The sequence below is a fragment of the Hoylesella marshii DSM 16973 = JCM 13450 genome (assembly GCF_000146675.1).
GTDB classification, from domain to species: domain Bacteria; phylum Bacteroidota; class Bacteroidia; order Bacteroidales; family Bacteroidaceae; genus Prevotella; species Prevotella marshii.
In genome coordinates this window covers 2389711-2405933 of sequence record NZ_GL397214.1, presented here as the reverse complement: position 1 = coordinate 2405933, position 16223 = coordinate 2389711, and the positions used below count along the sequence as shown (strand labels likewise).

Annotated in this window: 11 protein-coding genes and 1 tRNA gene; 7 read left to right on the top strand and 5 right to left on the bottom strand. The window is 50.1% G+C overall.

Translation table 11 applies throughout. The features are described from left to right. Positions 1-39 precede the first annotated feature (39 nt). From HMPREF0658_RS09960 to HMPREF0658_RS09940, 5 genes are all read right to left on the bottom strand, one after another. On the bottom strand, positions 40-870 hold the full coding sequence (locus HMPREF0658_RS09960) for a zinc ribbon domain-containing protein (protein WP_006950584.1): 831 nt from the start codon (positions 868-870) through the stop codon (positions 40-42). 2 nt (positions 871-872) lie between these two features. Then, entirely contained in the window at positions 873-1658 is a 786-nt protein-coding gene (locus HMPREF0658_RS09955; protein ID WP_006950583.1) for a Nif3-like dinuclear metal center hexameric protein, read from the bottom strand. Between the two features lie 108 nt (positions 1659-1766). Then, positions 1767-3071 carry an MFS transporter gene (locus HMPREF0658_RS09950; protein WP_006950578.1) on the bottom strand — a complete coding sequence of 435 codons (1305 nt, stop codon included), beginning with the start codon at positions 3069-3071 and terminating at the stop codon, positions 1767-1769. Then, on the bottom strand, positions 3071-6826 hold the full coding sequence (locus HMPREF0658_RS11180) for a DUF4922 domain-containing protein (RefSeq protein WP_006950576.1): 3756 nt from the start codon (positions 6824-6826) through the stop codon (positions 3071-3073). Before HMPREF0658_RS11180 ends, HMPREF0658_RS09950 begins: the two co-directional genes overlap by 1 nt. Positions 6827-6909: 83 nt before the next feature. Continuing rightward, positions 6910-7395 (bottom strand): helix-turn-helix domain-containing protein, encoded by a 486-nt coding sequence (locus HMPREF0658_RS09940; protein WP_006950575.1) that lies wholly within the window; start codon positions 7393-7395, stop codon positions 6910-6912. Positions 7396-7900: 505 nt separating this feature from the next. Here HMPREF0658_RS09940 and HMPREF0658_RS09930 point away from each other — a divergent pair. From HMPREF0658_RS09930 to HMPREF0658_RS09900, 7 genes are all read left to right on the top strand, one after another. Next, positions 7901-10606 carry a DNA gyrase/topoisomerase IV subunit A gene (locus HMPREF0658_RS09930; protein WP_006950572.1) on the top strand — a complete coding sequence of 902 codons (2706 nt, stop codon included), beginning with the start codon at positions 7901-7903 and terminating at the stop codon, positions 10604-10606. Then, a complete protein-coding gene (locus HMPREF0658_RS09925) occupies positions 10590-11507 on the top strand; it encodes a DUF3316 domain-containing protein (RefSeq protein WP_006950571.1) in 918 nt (305 codons plus the stop codon). The genes HMPREF0658_RS09930 and HMPREF0658_RS09925 overlap by 17 nt, the downstream gene beginning before the upstream one ends. A gap of 6 nt (positions 11508-11513) precedes the next feature. Continuing rightward, positions 11514-12518, top strand: a complete 1005-nt coding sequence (locus HMPREF0658_RS09920) for a S41 family peptidase (RefSeq protein ID WP_006950569.1) — start codon at positions 11514-11516, stop codon at positions 12516-12518. Positions 12519-12572: 54 nt separating this feature from the next. Beyond that, positions 12573-12654: transfer RNA gene (locus HMPREF0658_RS09915), tRNA-Leu, on the top strand. A 693-nt stretch (positions 12655-13347) separates the two neighbouring features. After that, the gene (locus HMPREF0658_RS09910) at positions 13348-14772 is read left to right on the top strand and encodes a DUF6242 domain-containing protein (RefSeq protein ID WP_006950567.1); all 1425 of its coding nucleotides are present in this window, start codon (positions 13348-13350) and stop codon (positions 14770-14772) included. Between the two features lie 18 nt (positions 14773-14790). Continuing rightward, complete coding sequence (gene porG / locus HMPREF0658_RS09905) at positions 14791-15477, top strand: type IX secretion system protein PorG (protein ID WP_006950565.1); 687 nt, start codon at positions 14791-14793, stop codon at positions 15475-15477. Beyond that, positions 15470-16207 (top strand): isoprenyl transferase, encoded by a 738-nt coding sequence (locus tag HMPREF0658_RS09900; protein ID WP_006950563.1) that lies wholly within the window; start codon positions 15470-15472, stop codon positions 16205-16207. Before porG ends, HMPREF0658_RS09900 begins: the two co-directional genes overlap by 8 nt. Positions 16208-16223 lie beyond the last annotated feature (16 nt).

Below are 16223 nucleotides of genomic sequence, written 5' to 3'. Positions count from 1 at the left end.
TTCTATCATCATGAGGAGATAGTCTCCTTTGTGGTGTGGTCAGGAGTTTGTTTCCTCTTTCGTTGCTTTTTTCGTCGCACGTTTTCGTTTCGGTTTGGCTTCTCCTGCAGTTGCTGCGGTTTTAATACCAGCCAATTCAGGGTCGATCAAGATGCGTCCACAGTATTCACACACGATGATTTTCTTGTGCATCTTCACATCCAATTGTCTCTGGGGTGGTATTTTGTTGAAGCAACCGCCACAGGCATCACGCTGAACATAAACGATACCGAGACCGTTGCGGGCGTTTTTGCGGATGCGTTTGAAGCTGAGAAGGAGTCGAGGTTCGATTTTTGTTTCCAAATCTTTGGCCTTCTCTTTTAGTTTTTCTTCTTCTTCTCGTGTTTCTTGCATGATTTCCGACAGCTCGCCCTTTTTCTCTTCCAAGGCAGCCTTACGTTCTTCCACCAATGCCTGTGCTGCTTCCAGGTCACGACTTCTTTCATCTATCTTCATCATCGCTTCCTTTATCTTCTTGTTGCACAGTTCTATTTCGAGTGATTGGAATTCTATCTCTTTGCTCAAGGTGTCGTATTCGCGATTATTCTTTACATCGTTCAACTGCTCCTTGTAACGTTCTACGCTGCTTTGAGCCTCTTGTATCTCGGTATTCTTTTGCGAGATAGCTTTCCGGAACTCATTGAGTTCTGTTTCAATCTTCTCGATTCGTGTGGAGAGACCTTCTATTTCGTCTTCCAAGTCTTGTACTTCAAGGGGCAATTCGCCTCTTAACGCTTTCTTTTCATCAATAGATGAGAGCATGGTTTGTAGCTGATAGAGAGTTTTCAACTTCTCTTCTACCGATAAATCTGTGGGATCTTTCTTTGCCATAATTATAAGTAGATTATAGGATTGGTGTTGATTTGGGTCAGGAAACATCTGACTTCGGGGCACCGTTCCTCAATGATTGATTTGAAAATTTCGTTTGTGTACTGTTCGCTTTGATAGTGTCCGATGACAGCTATCTGTATTTCGTCGTCGTGTCCGAAGAACTCATGGTAGTGCATCTCTCCTGTCACAAATGCATCAGCATTGGCTTTTACGGCATCTTCGAGTAGAAACGAGCCGGCTCCTCCACAGAGAGCTACCCGCCGGATAGGACGCGACAGGAGGTGATTGCATTGTGCACAGGATACGTGGAATACGTCTTTTAGCTTTTGTATAAAGCGTTCGGCCGACAAAGGTTCGGATAACGACCCAATAACGCCACTTCCACATACCACGCCCTCTATCGTTCGGGAAGCGAAAAAGTCGGCATCGGTCAGTCCCAACTTATCCGCCATTTTAAAGTTTACACCGCCCCGAGCATTGTCGAGGTTTGTGTGCATAGATACGATAGTGATGTTTCGACGGATAGCCTTCATGACAATACGCTGCACGAAGTCGTCTTCCGTGATACGATTCAGTTTGTGGAAAATCAACGGATGATGGGAAACGATGAGATTACAACCTTTTTCCACGGCTTCATCGACCATTTCTTCCGTGACGTCAAGACACAATAAAGCCCCTGATACCTCCGTCTCTGTTAGTCCAAGTTGCAAGCCAGCATTATCATAGCTTTCCTGCAAAGGCAGAGGCGCGAACAGTTCAAGGGCGGAAACCACTTCTTTTATTTTCACGCTTTTCAGCTCTTATATACTTTGGTGTGCAAAAGTAGGGAAAAAAGTTCATACAACATTGTATATGTTGCTTATTTTATGTTTTTTAACCGTATGCGTGCGATGGACTCAGAGCCTGTCTTCTTCCTCCTCAAGACTCAGTTCGGGTTGCTTCTTCCCAAACTCCGGGTCTATGCGAAGGAAGTAAGTCACGATGAAAGTGACGCTACAGCAAACCATCACGATTAAGAAGAACCACCTGTAGCCTACGAGTTCCTGCAAATCGCCTGCATAGATTCCGGGTATCATCATTGAGAGTGCCATGAATGCTGTGCAAAGAGAGTAGTGGCTTGTGTTGAATTTTCCGCGGCTGTAATAGATGAGATAAAGCATGTAAGCGGTAAATCCGAACCCATAGCCGAATTGTTCTATAAAGACGCAAGCATTGATAATCAAAAGATTCGACGGCATTTCATAACTCAGATACACGTAAACGATGTCGGGCAAGGTAATGGCGCAGACCATCGGCCATAGCCAATGTTTCAGCCCGTGTTTACCTGTTACGATACCGCCGAGTATTCCTCCTAACGTCAGACCGATTACCCCGACTGTTCCCTGCACAAGTCCGTATTCTTGGGGTGACAGCCCCAATCCGCCATTATGTATGGAATCGATGAGGAAAAGGGCTGAAATCTTGGCTAATAATCCTTCGGGCATACGGTAAAAGAGCATGAACAAGATGCCTGCAACTACTTGTGGTTTGCGGAAAAAGGTGACGATAGTCTGTAGAAAATCTTCCCATACGTCGCCCCGTTCTCTCCTTTTTGTCTCTCCATCCTCTTTTGGAGTAGGCAGACTGTACCAATGCCACAGCCAAAGACCGATAAACAACGCCGCAACTCCATAGAACATGAGGCTCCAAGAGAAAGCAATGTTGTCGCGATAGATAACTTGCAAATTACCGGCAATCATGACCAACACGCCCTGACCAAAGATGGTAGCTAATCGATAGAAAGTGGAACGGATGCCAACGAACCATGCTTGCTTATGTTGGCTGAGTCCTAACATATAGAATCCATCGGCCGCAATGTCATGGGTGGCACTTGCAAAGGCCATCACCCAAAAGAAGAACAATGTGCCTTGTAGCCAAAAGTGGGTCGGAATGGTAAAGGCGATTCCTCCGAAAGCGGCTCCTATGAGTACTTCCATTGAGGTAATCCACCACCGTTTGGTTTTTATGATGTCTACAAAGGGGCTCCACAACGGTTTGATAAACCAAGGCAGATACAGCCATGAGGTATAAAATGTGATTTCGGAGTTGCTCAATCCCATTTGTTTATACAGTACAAGCGAGATTGTCATCACAGCTACGTAGGGCAATCCCTCTGCGAAATAGAGGGATGGAACCCAGCTCCAAGGGTTGGATTTCTTCATTATCTATAGGCTTTTTTTATCTCTGCGCCACGGTAATAGTGCAGAAGAATATCGTCATAACTATGTCCTTGTGCGCCCATCACAGCTGCTCCGATTTGACAGAGACCAACTCCATGTCCCCAACCGGCACCTATCAGTGTGAAAGAAGCCGGTGTGCCATCGGGCGAGAGGTTGTTTTTTTTCACCACGAAGGCCGAACTGTAAAGATGTGTCTCGCTGAGAACGCGCCGTATTTCGAGTTCTTTTCCAATGGTAAAAGTCTTTTTCTCTCCCACAATGCACAACTTTTTAATACGTCCGCTCTTACCTCTCTCTACAGGTATAAGGTCTTGTATCAGACCGAAATCTATGCCGGTATTTTTTGAGATGAGAGCAGCCATGCGTTCTTGGCTCATTTCCACGCGCCACCGATAAAAGTCATGTGTCTCTTGGTCGTAATCATTGAGTACTTGAGAGAGTATTTTCGGGTCGGTCGTATGGCAATATGCCGGTTCCGGAGTTCGTATCCACGCCTCTGCCTGTTCTTCTTTTGTGAGGTCGGGCAGTAGTCCGTCGGGATTATCTCGCAAGGCAATGAGATACGGAACCTGCTTGTCTTCCCAGCAACAGTCGAACTCCTCGGTCACGCCTCCGCAGCATTTGCTGAAACGTGCATCGCATATCTCGCCGTTGTAGGCAAGGATTTCTCCCTTTGTGTCTTTGACGGCTTGTGCCACACGCTTATCCGTTGTCTTGGTGATGCCTTGGTATCGTTGGCAATGGTCATCTGCGCAGACGTCGAAAATGCTGTGGTCTTCGCGGTCGTACCAGCGTATCCATTCGTCATCGCTCTTTATGAACGAAAAGAAAGCAGCACTTTCTTTCCCCGCCAGCCTGCGTTTCTCCATTTGGGCGAGCAGCCAACTGCGCGAAATCACAGCGTGGGCTTTCAGCAATTCCAAAGAACTCGTGGCACTCATTTCGCTGGAGATAACGCTCGTCAGATAGCGTTCTACGGGCAGGAGGTTGATGGCAACGATGTTATCGGCTTCGACCACGAGTTTCAATGTCCCTTGAAAAACCTGCGTTTCCTTGCGTTCCCAATGGAAATGCACACCTATCGTGACATCGGAGAGCGAGAAAGAAGCGTCTGTTGACAGGGGTGAGAAGGTGAGTTCCTTATACGTCTGTCCGTTCCAAAGTATTGCTCCGTCGGCCAATGCCACCGTCTGCTCTCCTTCCACGCTCTCTCCTTTTGCCGTATAAGGTTTGTTTAAAAGGAAATGCAGCTGTTCTCCGCTCATGATGCCAACGCTCACTTCGGGTTCGCGGGGGAAGGTTTTCAGAACGGGAATGCTGGTTTTCAGCCGTTTCGTGAGCTGCTCTGCTTCCTCGGGCGTGATGCTGACCTCGCGTAAGATGCGGGCGATGTCGTCGTCCGAGATATGCTCGAAGTCCTCTTGACGCGGCGTAATGATGAGGCCGGCCATATCCAACGCCCCCGGACTGACCAGCAATTGCGCACCCGTCTCTTCGTAGTAGCAGGCCGGACGATGTTTCCCGCGGGGGAAGACCACAGAGATAAACTCCTCGCCGTTGCGCCAGCTCACGATATTCATGCTCGGCTCAATGGCCTCGTCTTGCTTTTCCATGGCGTTGTAGAGTCTTTTGAACAGTGCAGAATCACTCTCTTTGCAGCGACTTCTGATAGCAAATGCCGGACAAGGGTAGTCTGTTATCAGGGCTATTTGTTCGTTTTCATTCCGAGAGAACACGGTTTGCAGATTGCGACTCAACCGCTGCCACGCACTTTGAAGCGGCAGGACATCGCCTGCGACGGCCTGAAGATGCACGTGGTCGGGTGCTGATGCGCCGCACAAAGGGCCGTTGTAAAACACCGTTAGCTCGGCGTGTGCGCCCAAGATAGCATGTATTTCTTCGTAGTTTCCTAAGATATGTTGCGGTTCGTGGTGATGTCCGGCTACGGTGAAATGTACCGGTAGGATGGGGAAAGGATTCACCAGAAAATCGAAATGGCGGTCGAATATCTTGACGATTTGCTGTTCGGGGCGATTCTCTGCACAGAGGAAACAAGGGCGACGGCGAAGACTCTCGGTGTCGATAGCTGCTCCCGTTGAAACCATACGTGCGGGATTGTGCTGCACGCGGATTGTCAGCTGCCCCACGGTGCACTCTTTTGTCTGTACGTTTTGCAAATCTTTATAGCGCAGGCGTGCTTCTTCCCATGTTGAAAGCTGGCGGTCGAAGAATCGTTGTAAGGGTGTTTCGCGCAGCAGGTCTGCCTTTCCTTCGTTCATTTGTCGGCGTGCGGCTATCTCGATGGTGCGTAGCCGGTCTTTATATAGGTTGTTTGCGTTTACTTTCTCGACCGAGAGTGCCGCATCGCTGTTTCCTCCCCATCGCCGACAGAGATAGAGTTCGTCGTATATCCGACCGATTCTGAAGCGGCGGGAGAAAGCCAGTCCCATGGCGTAATCTTCGCCATAAGACGTGTTTGGGAAACGTATTTGGCGTGCCAGCGGTGTGAAGAATGCTCTTGGGGCTCCCAGGCCATTGATGCGGAGTGCATTGTTGCAGCCGTTATCGTCTGTCCATTCGCGATGGTCGATGAGCCCGGGGGGAAGTGTCTGTAAGTGGAAGTCGCACATGCGGTAAGCTCCGACAATCATGGCGGCATGTTGTTTGCGAAATGCTTCTACGATGGTTTGCAGCGTTTGTTCGGAGGAGTAGAGGTCGTCGCTATCGAGCTGTACGGCAAAGCGGCCGCATCGCTTGTCGTCGAGGGCTGTGTTCCAGCATCCGCCGATGCCCAAGTCGGTGCGTGAAGGAATGATATGCACCAGCCGGGGGTCGGTATAGGCTTGTAGAAGGGCGGTGGTTCGGTCTGTGGAATGGTTGTCTACGACGATGACGTTGTAAGCAAACGAGGTCTTCTGTGCCAACGCCGAGCCGACGGCATCGCAGATGGTTTTCTCTCTGTTGTAAACGGGTATGACGACGGAGGCCTCCACGGGGAACTCCTGCTCTGCGAAATCGGGTTCTGTGTAAGTGTCGGTATCCACGAGTGCGCCGAGTTCTTGCAGATGGTTTGTTGCTGCCTGTTCCATCTCGACCTGCACTTCGCGATTGCGTGGGTTGACGTAATCGAATTGTTTCTCGCCGCTTTGGCGGGTGTCGGTCTCTTCTTCGGTATAGAGAAATTCGTTGAGATGAAACAGGGTGCCTTGCCGGCTGAGATACAATCGCAGGTCGTACAGTCCGGCGTAGGCGTAGCTTGGCATTGAGGGTTGCGAGGCGTAGCGGTGGAGGAGCTGCGTGTTGATGAGCAGGAGCGACCCGAAGTCGAAGTCGTCGCGCAGACTTCCTGTTTGATAATCGATGACGGGATGGCGCACGGTTTTGCCGTTTTCCACCGAAAGGCGGTCGGCATAGATCATGGCTGCATGGGTGTCTTCGGCCGTAAGGAGGAATCGCTCGAGGGCGTGCAGTCCCAACGCGACGGGCGATGCTTTTGTGCAAAGCATCGTGTAGTCGGCTTCGGCGTGTCGGGCGATGCGTTCCACGGTGGCGGAGGCTTGCAAGCTGTCGGTCGGGAGCCATGTGCATCCATCGGGCAGGCTGTGTGTTAGGGTGAAATCGGCTGTCGCCATCAGATGGATGCGGCGTATGACGAGGCTTTCGCGCAGCGTCTTTATCAATTCGGTTGCTGCTGCGAGGTCGGTGCAGGGCAGGAAGAAATCTATTTTCTCTCTCATGTGAAGGGTTTCGGTTATTCGCGTGCAAACTTACGAAAAATTATTCATTTACTTGATAGTGCGATTCGTGCATTCGCGTTCTTTTACAGCCGGAATTTCCCCACATCGTCTTCGTCGCAGAACCGGCGACGGTAAAAGTGGGGCGAGACGCGCGATGCCCGTTTACAGGCGCGATGCATGTTGCGAATCGATCCTGCGCCGCTGCGGTCTGTCACTTCTTCGAGCGAGAGGTCGGTGTAGCGCAACAACTCCAGCACATTGTGTTCCACCCATTTCTGTTTGAATTCAATGAATTGCATACCCGTGAGCACACGACACATGGCGTAGAAGTCGCACTCCGAGATACCCTCTTCGTTGCAATGCCACCAGATGTTGTAGTGCCCCTCATTGAGGCGGTTGAAATAATTGTCGAATGCTCTGATGCCGGTGGGATGGGTATTCCTTTCAATGGGGACGTAATAGATGTTGCCCTCTTCATCGAACTTGCGCTGCTCGCTGAACGGCGTAAAATAAAGGTCGTCGAAGCTGTATTGCGGTTCGGGCTTGCTGGTTTTACTGTTTTTGGCCATATTCAATTGTTTTTTGATGGTGATTTTTCGTTTCTCGGTATCTGAAAATGTCTGTTTCGCAAGATTTTCGGGTTTGCATGCCCAAAATTATTCATAATTGAGCAATCTACAAAAGTTTTTGAAGATTTTTTCTGCCATCCACCGTGGATGATGGCAGTTTTTTGGTTATTTTCTGCCATCCACCGTGGATGATGGCAGTTTTTTGGTTATTTTCTGCCATCCTCTGTGGACGATGGCAGTTTTTTGGTTATTTTCTGCCATCCTCCGTGGACGATGGCAGTTTTTTGGTTATTTTCTGCCATCTTCCGTGGATGATGGCAGTTTTTGAGTTATTTTCTGCCATCCGCCGTGGATGATGGCAGTTTTCACATTCTGACCGCTCTGCGCTCGGGCATTTAGGGGGTGAAACGCTTCGGGGGTGATTTCATGCGTAGGAAATGAAATTATTTTTGTATTTTTGCACGGCTCATTCCCCGATGGAGGGAGCAAAAACATTTTTTTAACGATGGACGACGAGATAAAAGACAATTACGCGCAAAATGCGGAAACAGAGGAGCCGAGCGAAGGGGCACACTCCGATTATCAGCCCGTAGACCGTTTTGATGCTTCGGCTGTGAAGCATCTGAGCGGCATGTATCAGAATTGGTTTCTTGATTATGCTTCTTACGTGATACTCGAACGGGCTGTTCCCCACATAGAGGACGGACTGAAGCCGGTGCAGCGGCGCATCCTGCACTCGATGAAACGGATGGACGATGGTCGATACAACAAGGTGGCAAACATCGTGGGGCATACCATGCAGTTTCATCCCCATGGCGATGCTTCCATAGGCGACGCGTTGGTGCAGTTGGGTCAGAAGGATTTGCTGATAGACACGCAGGGCAATTGGGGCAACATCTTGACGGGTTCTTCGGCTGCGGCACCGCGATACATAGAAGCCCGCCTGTCGAAATTCGCTTTGGAAACGGTGTTTAATCCCAAGACGACCGAATGGCAACTCAGCTACGATGGTCGCAACAAAGAACCCATCACGCTGCCCGTGAAGTTTCCGTTGCTGTTGGCGCAGGGAGCCGAGGGCATCGCCGTGGGATTGAGTTCAAAAATTCTTCCTCATAATTTCAACGAATTGTGCGATGCTGCCGTGAGCTGTCTGCGCGGCGAGGAGTTCCATGTCTATCCCGATTTCCCCACCGGCGGCAGCATAGACGTGAGTAAATACAACGACGGTCAGCGCGGCGGAACGGTGAAAGTGCGTGCCAAGATAGAGAAGCAGGACAACAAGACCTTAGTGATTAAGGATATACCGTTTAGCAAAACGTCGGAAACACTGATCGACTCCATCACAAAAGCCGTGGAGAAAAATAAGATAAAGGTGCGGAAAGTGGAAGACCTCACGGCTGCCAATGTGGAAATACTCGTGCATCTCGCCCCGGGTGTGTCGTCGGACAAGACGCTGGATGCCCTCTATGCTTTCACGGACTGCGAGATAAACATTTCGCCCAACTGCTGCGTGATAGAAGACAACAAGCCCAAGTTTCTCACCGTCAGCGACGTGTTGAGGCAGTCGGCCCGGCAAACCATGCGCCTGATGAAGACCGAACTCGAAATCCGTCGCAACGAACTGATGGAACAGCTCTTCTTCTCGTCGCTCGAAAAGATATTCATCGAAGAACGCATCTACAAAGAGCGACGCTTTGAACAGGCCGCCGACATGGATGCAGCTTGCAGCTTTATCGACGAGAAGCTGACGCCGTTTTATCCCCAATTCGTTCGCGAAGTACGCAAGGAAGACATCCTCCGCCTCATGGAAATCAAGATGCAACGCATCCTGAAGTTCAATAAAGACAAAGCCGACGAACTGATTGCACGCATCAAAGAAGAAGTGGCGGGCATCGACAGAGACCTGCAAAACCTCGTGGAAATCACCTGCAACTGGTTCATCTACCTCAAAGAAAAGTATGGAAGCGAACATCCGCGCCTTACGGAAATCAAAAACTTCGAGACGATAGAAGCCGTGAAAGTGGCGGAAGCTAACGAGAAACTCTATATCAACAGAGCCGACGGCTTTATCGGCACAGCGTTGAAACGCGACGAGTTCGTCTGCAACTGCTCGGACATCGACGATATTATCATCTTCTACCGCGACGGCAAGTACAAAGTGATAAGGGTCGCCGACAAGATATTCGTGGGGAAGAACATCATCCACCTGCAAGTGTTCAAGAAAAACGACAAACGCACCATCTACAACGCCGTTTATCGCGACGGGAAACAAGGCTTTTACTACATTAAACGCTTCAACGTCACGAGCATGACGCGCGATAAAGAGTACGACCTCACACAGGGAACGCAAGGCTCGCGCGTAGTGTATTTCACCGCCAATCCCAACGGCGAGGCCGAAACCATTAAGATAACGCTCGACCCATCGCCGAAGATGAAAAAGTTGTTTCTCGAAGCCGATTTCTCAAACATTCTCATCAAAGGACGCGCTTCCAAAGGCAATCTGCTCACGAAGAACAGCATCCATCGCATCGGATTGAAGAGCCACGGACACAGCACACTGGGCGGACGAAAGGTTTGGTTCGATACCGATGTGAGACGGCTCAACTACGATGAACACGGACGACTGCTCGGCGAGTTCAACGACGACGATTCCATCCTTGTTGTCTTGGATAACGGCGAGTTCTATACCACAAACTTCGACCTCAACAACCATTACGAAGACAATATTCTGCGCATAGAAAAGTGGGATGAGAATAAAGTTTGGAGCGCCGTCCTTTTCGATGCCGACCAGCAAGGCTATCCTTACGTGAAGCGTTTCCTCATGGAGGCCACCCGAAAGCATCAGAATTATTTGGGCGATAACCCTGAAACCATCCCCGTATTGCTGACCGATGAACCCTATCCACGTATCAAAGTAACCTTCGGAAGTACCGATGCGTTCCGCGACCCGTTGGAAATCGATGTAGAGGAGTTTATCTCCGTCAAGGGATTCAAGGCCAAAGGGAAGCGCATTTCCACATGGAACGTGGCAAAGATAGAAGAACTGAAGCCGCTCAAAGTTGCCCCGCAGACAGACGAAACTCAAGCCGATAAGGCAGAAGAGACGGCCGATACGGAGGATTTAGACCCCGACAAGGGAAAAAGTGAGCAACAAATAAGGGATGAAATCACGGGTCAGCTCAATTTATTCGACGATGAAACAGATGCGTAACCCTCTCTCTCCGGTTGCTACCCGCTCGCATTTTATGGGGATGGCAGTCCTGCTCGCAGCCTTTATTTGCTGGGCAACAAGCCTGCATGCACAAAGCTCGGACACGTTGTCGGTTGAGGTTCACGACAGTATTGCCATGCTGCTGCAAGGAGGACGAGAGGGACTCGACCCCTACGAAGAGGCTCCGGTCACCCGCCGCAAGATGCTGGCCATAGGGCATACGCTTATCCTCGACACCTATCTCTCGCCCGAACAATATCGTGGAACCTCGCTCAGCTTCCTCTCACACACGGTCTACCACAAGTCGGGAACCCCTTTTTCGTGCGAGATAAGCCATCGGGGAGAAGTGGCCAAAGCTGCTCCGAGGTCGCAGGACGGCAACGAACTGAGTGGCATGTACACCTTCGATTACGGTTGGCACTATCATTGGCGCTTGCTCGAAGGCAGGCTTCGCATCAAGGTCGGCGGTCTGTTGGATGCCCAAATAGGTTTTCTTTACAACACCCGCAACAGCAACAATCCCGCACAAGCCAAGGTCGCCCTCCACATAATGCCGTCGGTGACCGCGAGCTATTCCTTCATTTTCCACGGCCGACACTATCTCTTGCGCTACGAAGCGGCAGCTCCGCTGGCAGGGCTGATGTTCTCTCCCCGTTACGGACAGTCTTATTATGAAATCTTCAACAAAGGAAACTACGACCGCAACATCGTGCCCACTACCTTCATTGCCACCCCATCGCTGCGACAGATGCTGACTTTCGATATTCCTCTTGGCAAATCCACTTTCACTGTAGGCTACCTCGGCGATTATCGCCAAGCTGCCGTCAACGCATTGAAACAACACACCTATACCCATGCCTTTTTGCTGGGCTACGTCAAACGCTTTTCCATCAAACGTTAATAAGTCATGAAACACCTATTTCTATACGTATGGCTGCTCGCCATTCTCACAGCGTGCGTGCGTGAAGAAACCTTCTCAGACAACGCCCGAGGCAACTTCGAATCGCTTTGGAAGCAAGTAGACGAGCATTACTGCTTCTTCGACTACAAGAAAGAAACCTACGGACTGGACTGGAACGAGGTGCATGCACGCTATGCGAAGCAAGTGGACGAGAGCATGACGAACAGCCAACTCTTCGAGGTACTTACCCACATGCTGGCCGAACTCAAAGACGGGCATGTGAATATTTATTCTCCTTTCGATGTGGCACGCAACTGGTCGTACCACGAAAACTACCCTTCCAACCAAAGCGATACCCTCATCCGCAAATATTTAGGCACCGGCTATCACATAGCCGGCAGTCTTCGCTACCGCATTCTTGACGATAATATCGGCTACATCCAGTGCCCTAACTTTGCCAATGGCATTGGAGCCGGTAATTTAGACCATGCACTGCTCTATCTCGCACCCTGCAACGGACTCATTATCGACGTGCGTGGCAACGGTGGAGGCTTGCTGACAGCGGCAGAGATGCTGGCTTCCCGTTTTACCAACAAAAACCTGCTTGTGGGCTATATGCAACATAAAAGAGGGCCGGGGCACAGCGATTTTTCGCCTATGCAGGAACAACGACTCAAACCCGGACGAGGCATCAGATGGCAGAAAGCCGTCGTTGTGCTCACCAACCGCAAGGTGTTCAGTGCCGCCAACGAATTTGTGAAGTACATGAAATGCTGTCCCCAAGTGCAAACGGTGGGCGACCGTACCGGCGGAGGGGCAGGATTGCCCTTTTCGGGCGAGCTTCCCAACGGCTGGAGTATCAGGTTCAGCGCATGCCCCACATACGACCGAGACCGTCGGCACACGGAGTTTGGCATCGCCCCCGACCACTATGTAGCCCTCGCCGATAAAGACTTGAAAGACGGAAAGGACACGTTGATAGAATACGCCCGCAAATTATTGCATGAATAATTTGGTCGTTCCGAGAAATACCGCTACCTTTGCACAGCTTAAAATGAAAGTTTTGCGCCCGTGGCGGAATTGGTAGACGCGCCAGACTTAGGATCTGGTATCTCGCGATGTGTAGGTTCGAGTCCTATTGGGCGCACGCAACAATCCATAGCCTGTTATCCTCTTACGGATAGCAGGCTTTTCTTTTATGGGAGTGAAATGCAAGGAGAATGGTCGCAAGCCGTAGGATGAGAGGCATCACAGAGCGCCTTTCAATCCACGACAAGGAAGTTGCCTGCGGAACGGATGCAAACTTCTGATAATCAATAGGATACAGATTGTTTTGCAAAAGCTGTGCTTTGAGCGTGTAAACGCTATGCTTTTAGGAGGTTAGAGCTATCCTTTTACGCTGTTAAAGCATAGCTCCGGCAAGTTCCCTCCTCTGTGTGCTTTTCCCAATCGTCGGTCTGCCTGTCCGTCGACGCATTTTCAGTGTGGTTCATTCGCTTATCGGCAGCCCTTGTCCCCACTTGCGTAAACAGAACTTAAACCCAAAATTGGTCATGAGACTGCTTATCAATCCTTTCAATGTGGATGACATAGCTTCCTGTCATCTTTTATTTGCTTGTCGGCATCTTGCCTGCCGTCCTCTCTTGACGTAGCCCGCTACGCCTTCGAGCGGACGGCAAACAATCTGAACAACCATCAAACAAAATCTGACAGACTCTCATGACCGATTTGGGTTAAAAATGCGTTTACAAACCCTATTTTATATAATAAAGTGTGCAAAAACAGAGCTATTTGCAGAATTCTGATTAAATTTGCAGCCAAAAATAATATCAATCGCCCAATGAAAAGTAAGTTTGCAGCCTTTATTCTCCTGTTGTCCGTCATGAGTTTCTTTACCTCTTGTCTGAAAAACGACGGGACAGAACTTTCCGTTTACAGCGATACGGCCATTTCCTCTTTCTCTTTGGGCACGCTCAACCGTTACCTGACGACCAAGTCCTCCAAAGGAGTGGACAGTACCTATAAGGTCTCTGTAAAAGGCAGCAATTACAAAATGTATATCAATCAGTTGGAGAAAAAGATATACAACCCCGACTCTCTGCCCTGCGGAACAGACATGAAACATGTCATTGCTTCCATTCAAGGCAAGAATAAAAGTATTATCGTCTTTAAGCACGTGTCTAACGACTCACTCTTCTTTTACGCCCCTAAAGATTCCATCGACTTTTCGCAACCGCGGGAAGTAAGAGCCTATGCCTCAGATGGCAGCGGTTACAGGGCATATCAGGTGAGTGTAAATATACATAAAGAAGAGGCCGACTCGTTTCGGTGGACTTCGCTTGGCATCAACGCTGATTTCAGTGCACTGCAAGCTATGAGAGCTATTGAGAACAACGCACATCTCTTTGTGTTGGGAACGCCCGATGGCACTTCAGGACGGCTCTATTGTAGTGCCATTACCGATGGGCGAAGCTGGACAGAACTCTCTTCCAACATATCCGGAGGCATCGATGCCGGTGCTACCATGGCCTCTCTCAACGGTTCTCTCTATCTGTTGACAGGCGGGAAACTACTGAAATCAGCCGATGGAACCACATGGACACAGGTGGCAACGCCTGCTATCAGCCGGCTCATCGGGGCAAGCAGCAAACAACTATATGGCCTTACGAGCACAAACGCTCTGTATCTATCCAAAGACAACGGTGCTACATGGGTGGCAGAAACCCTTGACACCGATGCAGCCTACTTGCCTTCGCAGGACATCAGCTGCTTCTCAAAGCCCATGACGACCAACCGGAATACCGATAAGGTATTGCTCATAGGCAACCGGAGCATGGCTGCCAGCGCCTCGGAAAAGACCGCTATGGTATGGAATAAAATGGCTGCATACGACGGAAGCACTACAGAAAACGCATGGGCTTATATGCCTTTCGGTCATGGAAGCCGTTTTCCCCTGCCTCGTCTGACAAACCTCACTGCCGTGAACTACGGTTCCGGCATTATAGCCATTGGCGGAGCAGGCTTCGGAGGCTCTTCCGTCGCCGCTTTCTCACAGCTCTATTACAGTATCGACGAAGGGCTGACGTGGGTGAAAGATGCCCGTTTCAAACTGCCAAAGGGCTTCAGTAGTAGCGCCACCGCTTTCACGCTGGCGAGCGATAGCAACCATTGCTTGTGGATTATCTGCGGCTCTACGGGGCAAATCTGGCGCGGGCGGCTCAACAAACTCGGCTGGGCGACCGAACAAAAGACGTTTACCGAATAAGCGTTTACATATCGACACATGAAGCATCTCGCAGGGTTTGTGCTCCTCTTGCTCATGGCCTGTCCCGTACAGGCACAAGACGACCCCGAATATCGTATGGAGATAGGAGGTGGCGTGGGAGCTTTGACCTACGAAGGAGACTTCAACGGGCATCCCCTCCGGCATATGCAACCGGCCGTCACTTTAGCGGGCAAGTATGTGTTAGACCCTTATATGGCCTTCAGGTTGGCCGTTACAACCGGAAAGTTGAAAGGAACCTCCGCCGATGTCAGCACGTATTATCCCGCCGTCGCTTCCGGACGATATACTTTCAGCAATACGCTGACAGACGTAAGCCTGACGTATGAATACAACTTCTTTCCTTACGGAACAGGTCGGGATTATCGCGGGTCGCGAAGGTTGACACCTTTCGTCTTCGGCGGAATAGGTTTTACGGCCGTCACAGGCTCAGGAACAAATGTGTTTACGGGCAGTATTCCCATCGGGATAGGTGCAAAATATAAGGTTTCGGAACGGGTGAACATGGGATGGGAATGGGTTGTGCATTTCTCTATGAGCGACCGTTTAGACGGTGTGAAAGACCCTTACGGCGTAAAGAGTACCGGTCTTTTCAAGAATACCGATGGCTATTCGCTCTTCCGTCTCACACTTACCTATAGCCTCTCTCCCAAATGTAGAACGTGTAACAAAGATACAGATGACTGAGATATTAGACATGCAACGCATTCCACGCCATATTGCCATTATCATGGATGGCAACGGGCGGTGGGCGGCAGAGCGCAAACAACCTCGCAGCTACGGACATCGGATGGGTGTGGAGACTGTGCGACGCATCACATCCGAGTGCACCCGATTGGGAGTGAAGTATCTTACGCTCTATACGTTCTCTACCGAGAATTGGAACAGACCTGCCGAAGAAATCTCAGCCCTCATGGGTCTGGTGCTCTCGTCGCTCGAAGATGAGATTTTTATGAAGAACAACGTGCGGTTCCAAGTGATAGGAGACATGAGGCGATTGCCCGAAGAGGTGCAATGCAAATTGCAGGAAACAATGGAACACACGGCAGGGAATACGGCGATGACCATGGTCGTTGCCTTGAGCTACTCTTCCAAATGGGAGATAACCAACGCTGTTCGCAATATCGCAAAGGAAGTGAAAGAGGGGCAGATGGCTCTCGAGGCCATCGACGAAGAAGCAGTAACAAAGCATCTGAATACCGCCTTTATGCCCGACCCCGAACTGCTGATACGTACCGGCGGAGAACTTCGCATCAGTAATTTCCTGCTCTGGCAAATCGCATACGCCGAGCTTTATTTCTGCGATACCTATTGGCCGGACTTCTCGGAGCAGGAGTTACGCGAGGCCATAGCAAGCTATCAACGTCGCCAACGTCGCTTCGGGAAGACCGAAGAACAGATGACAGCCCCTCAATAAGACAAGACATATTATA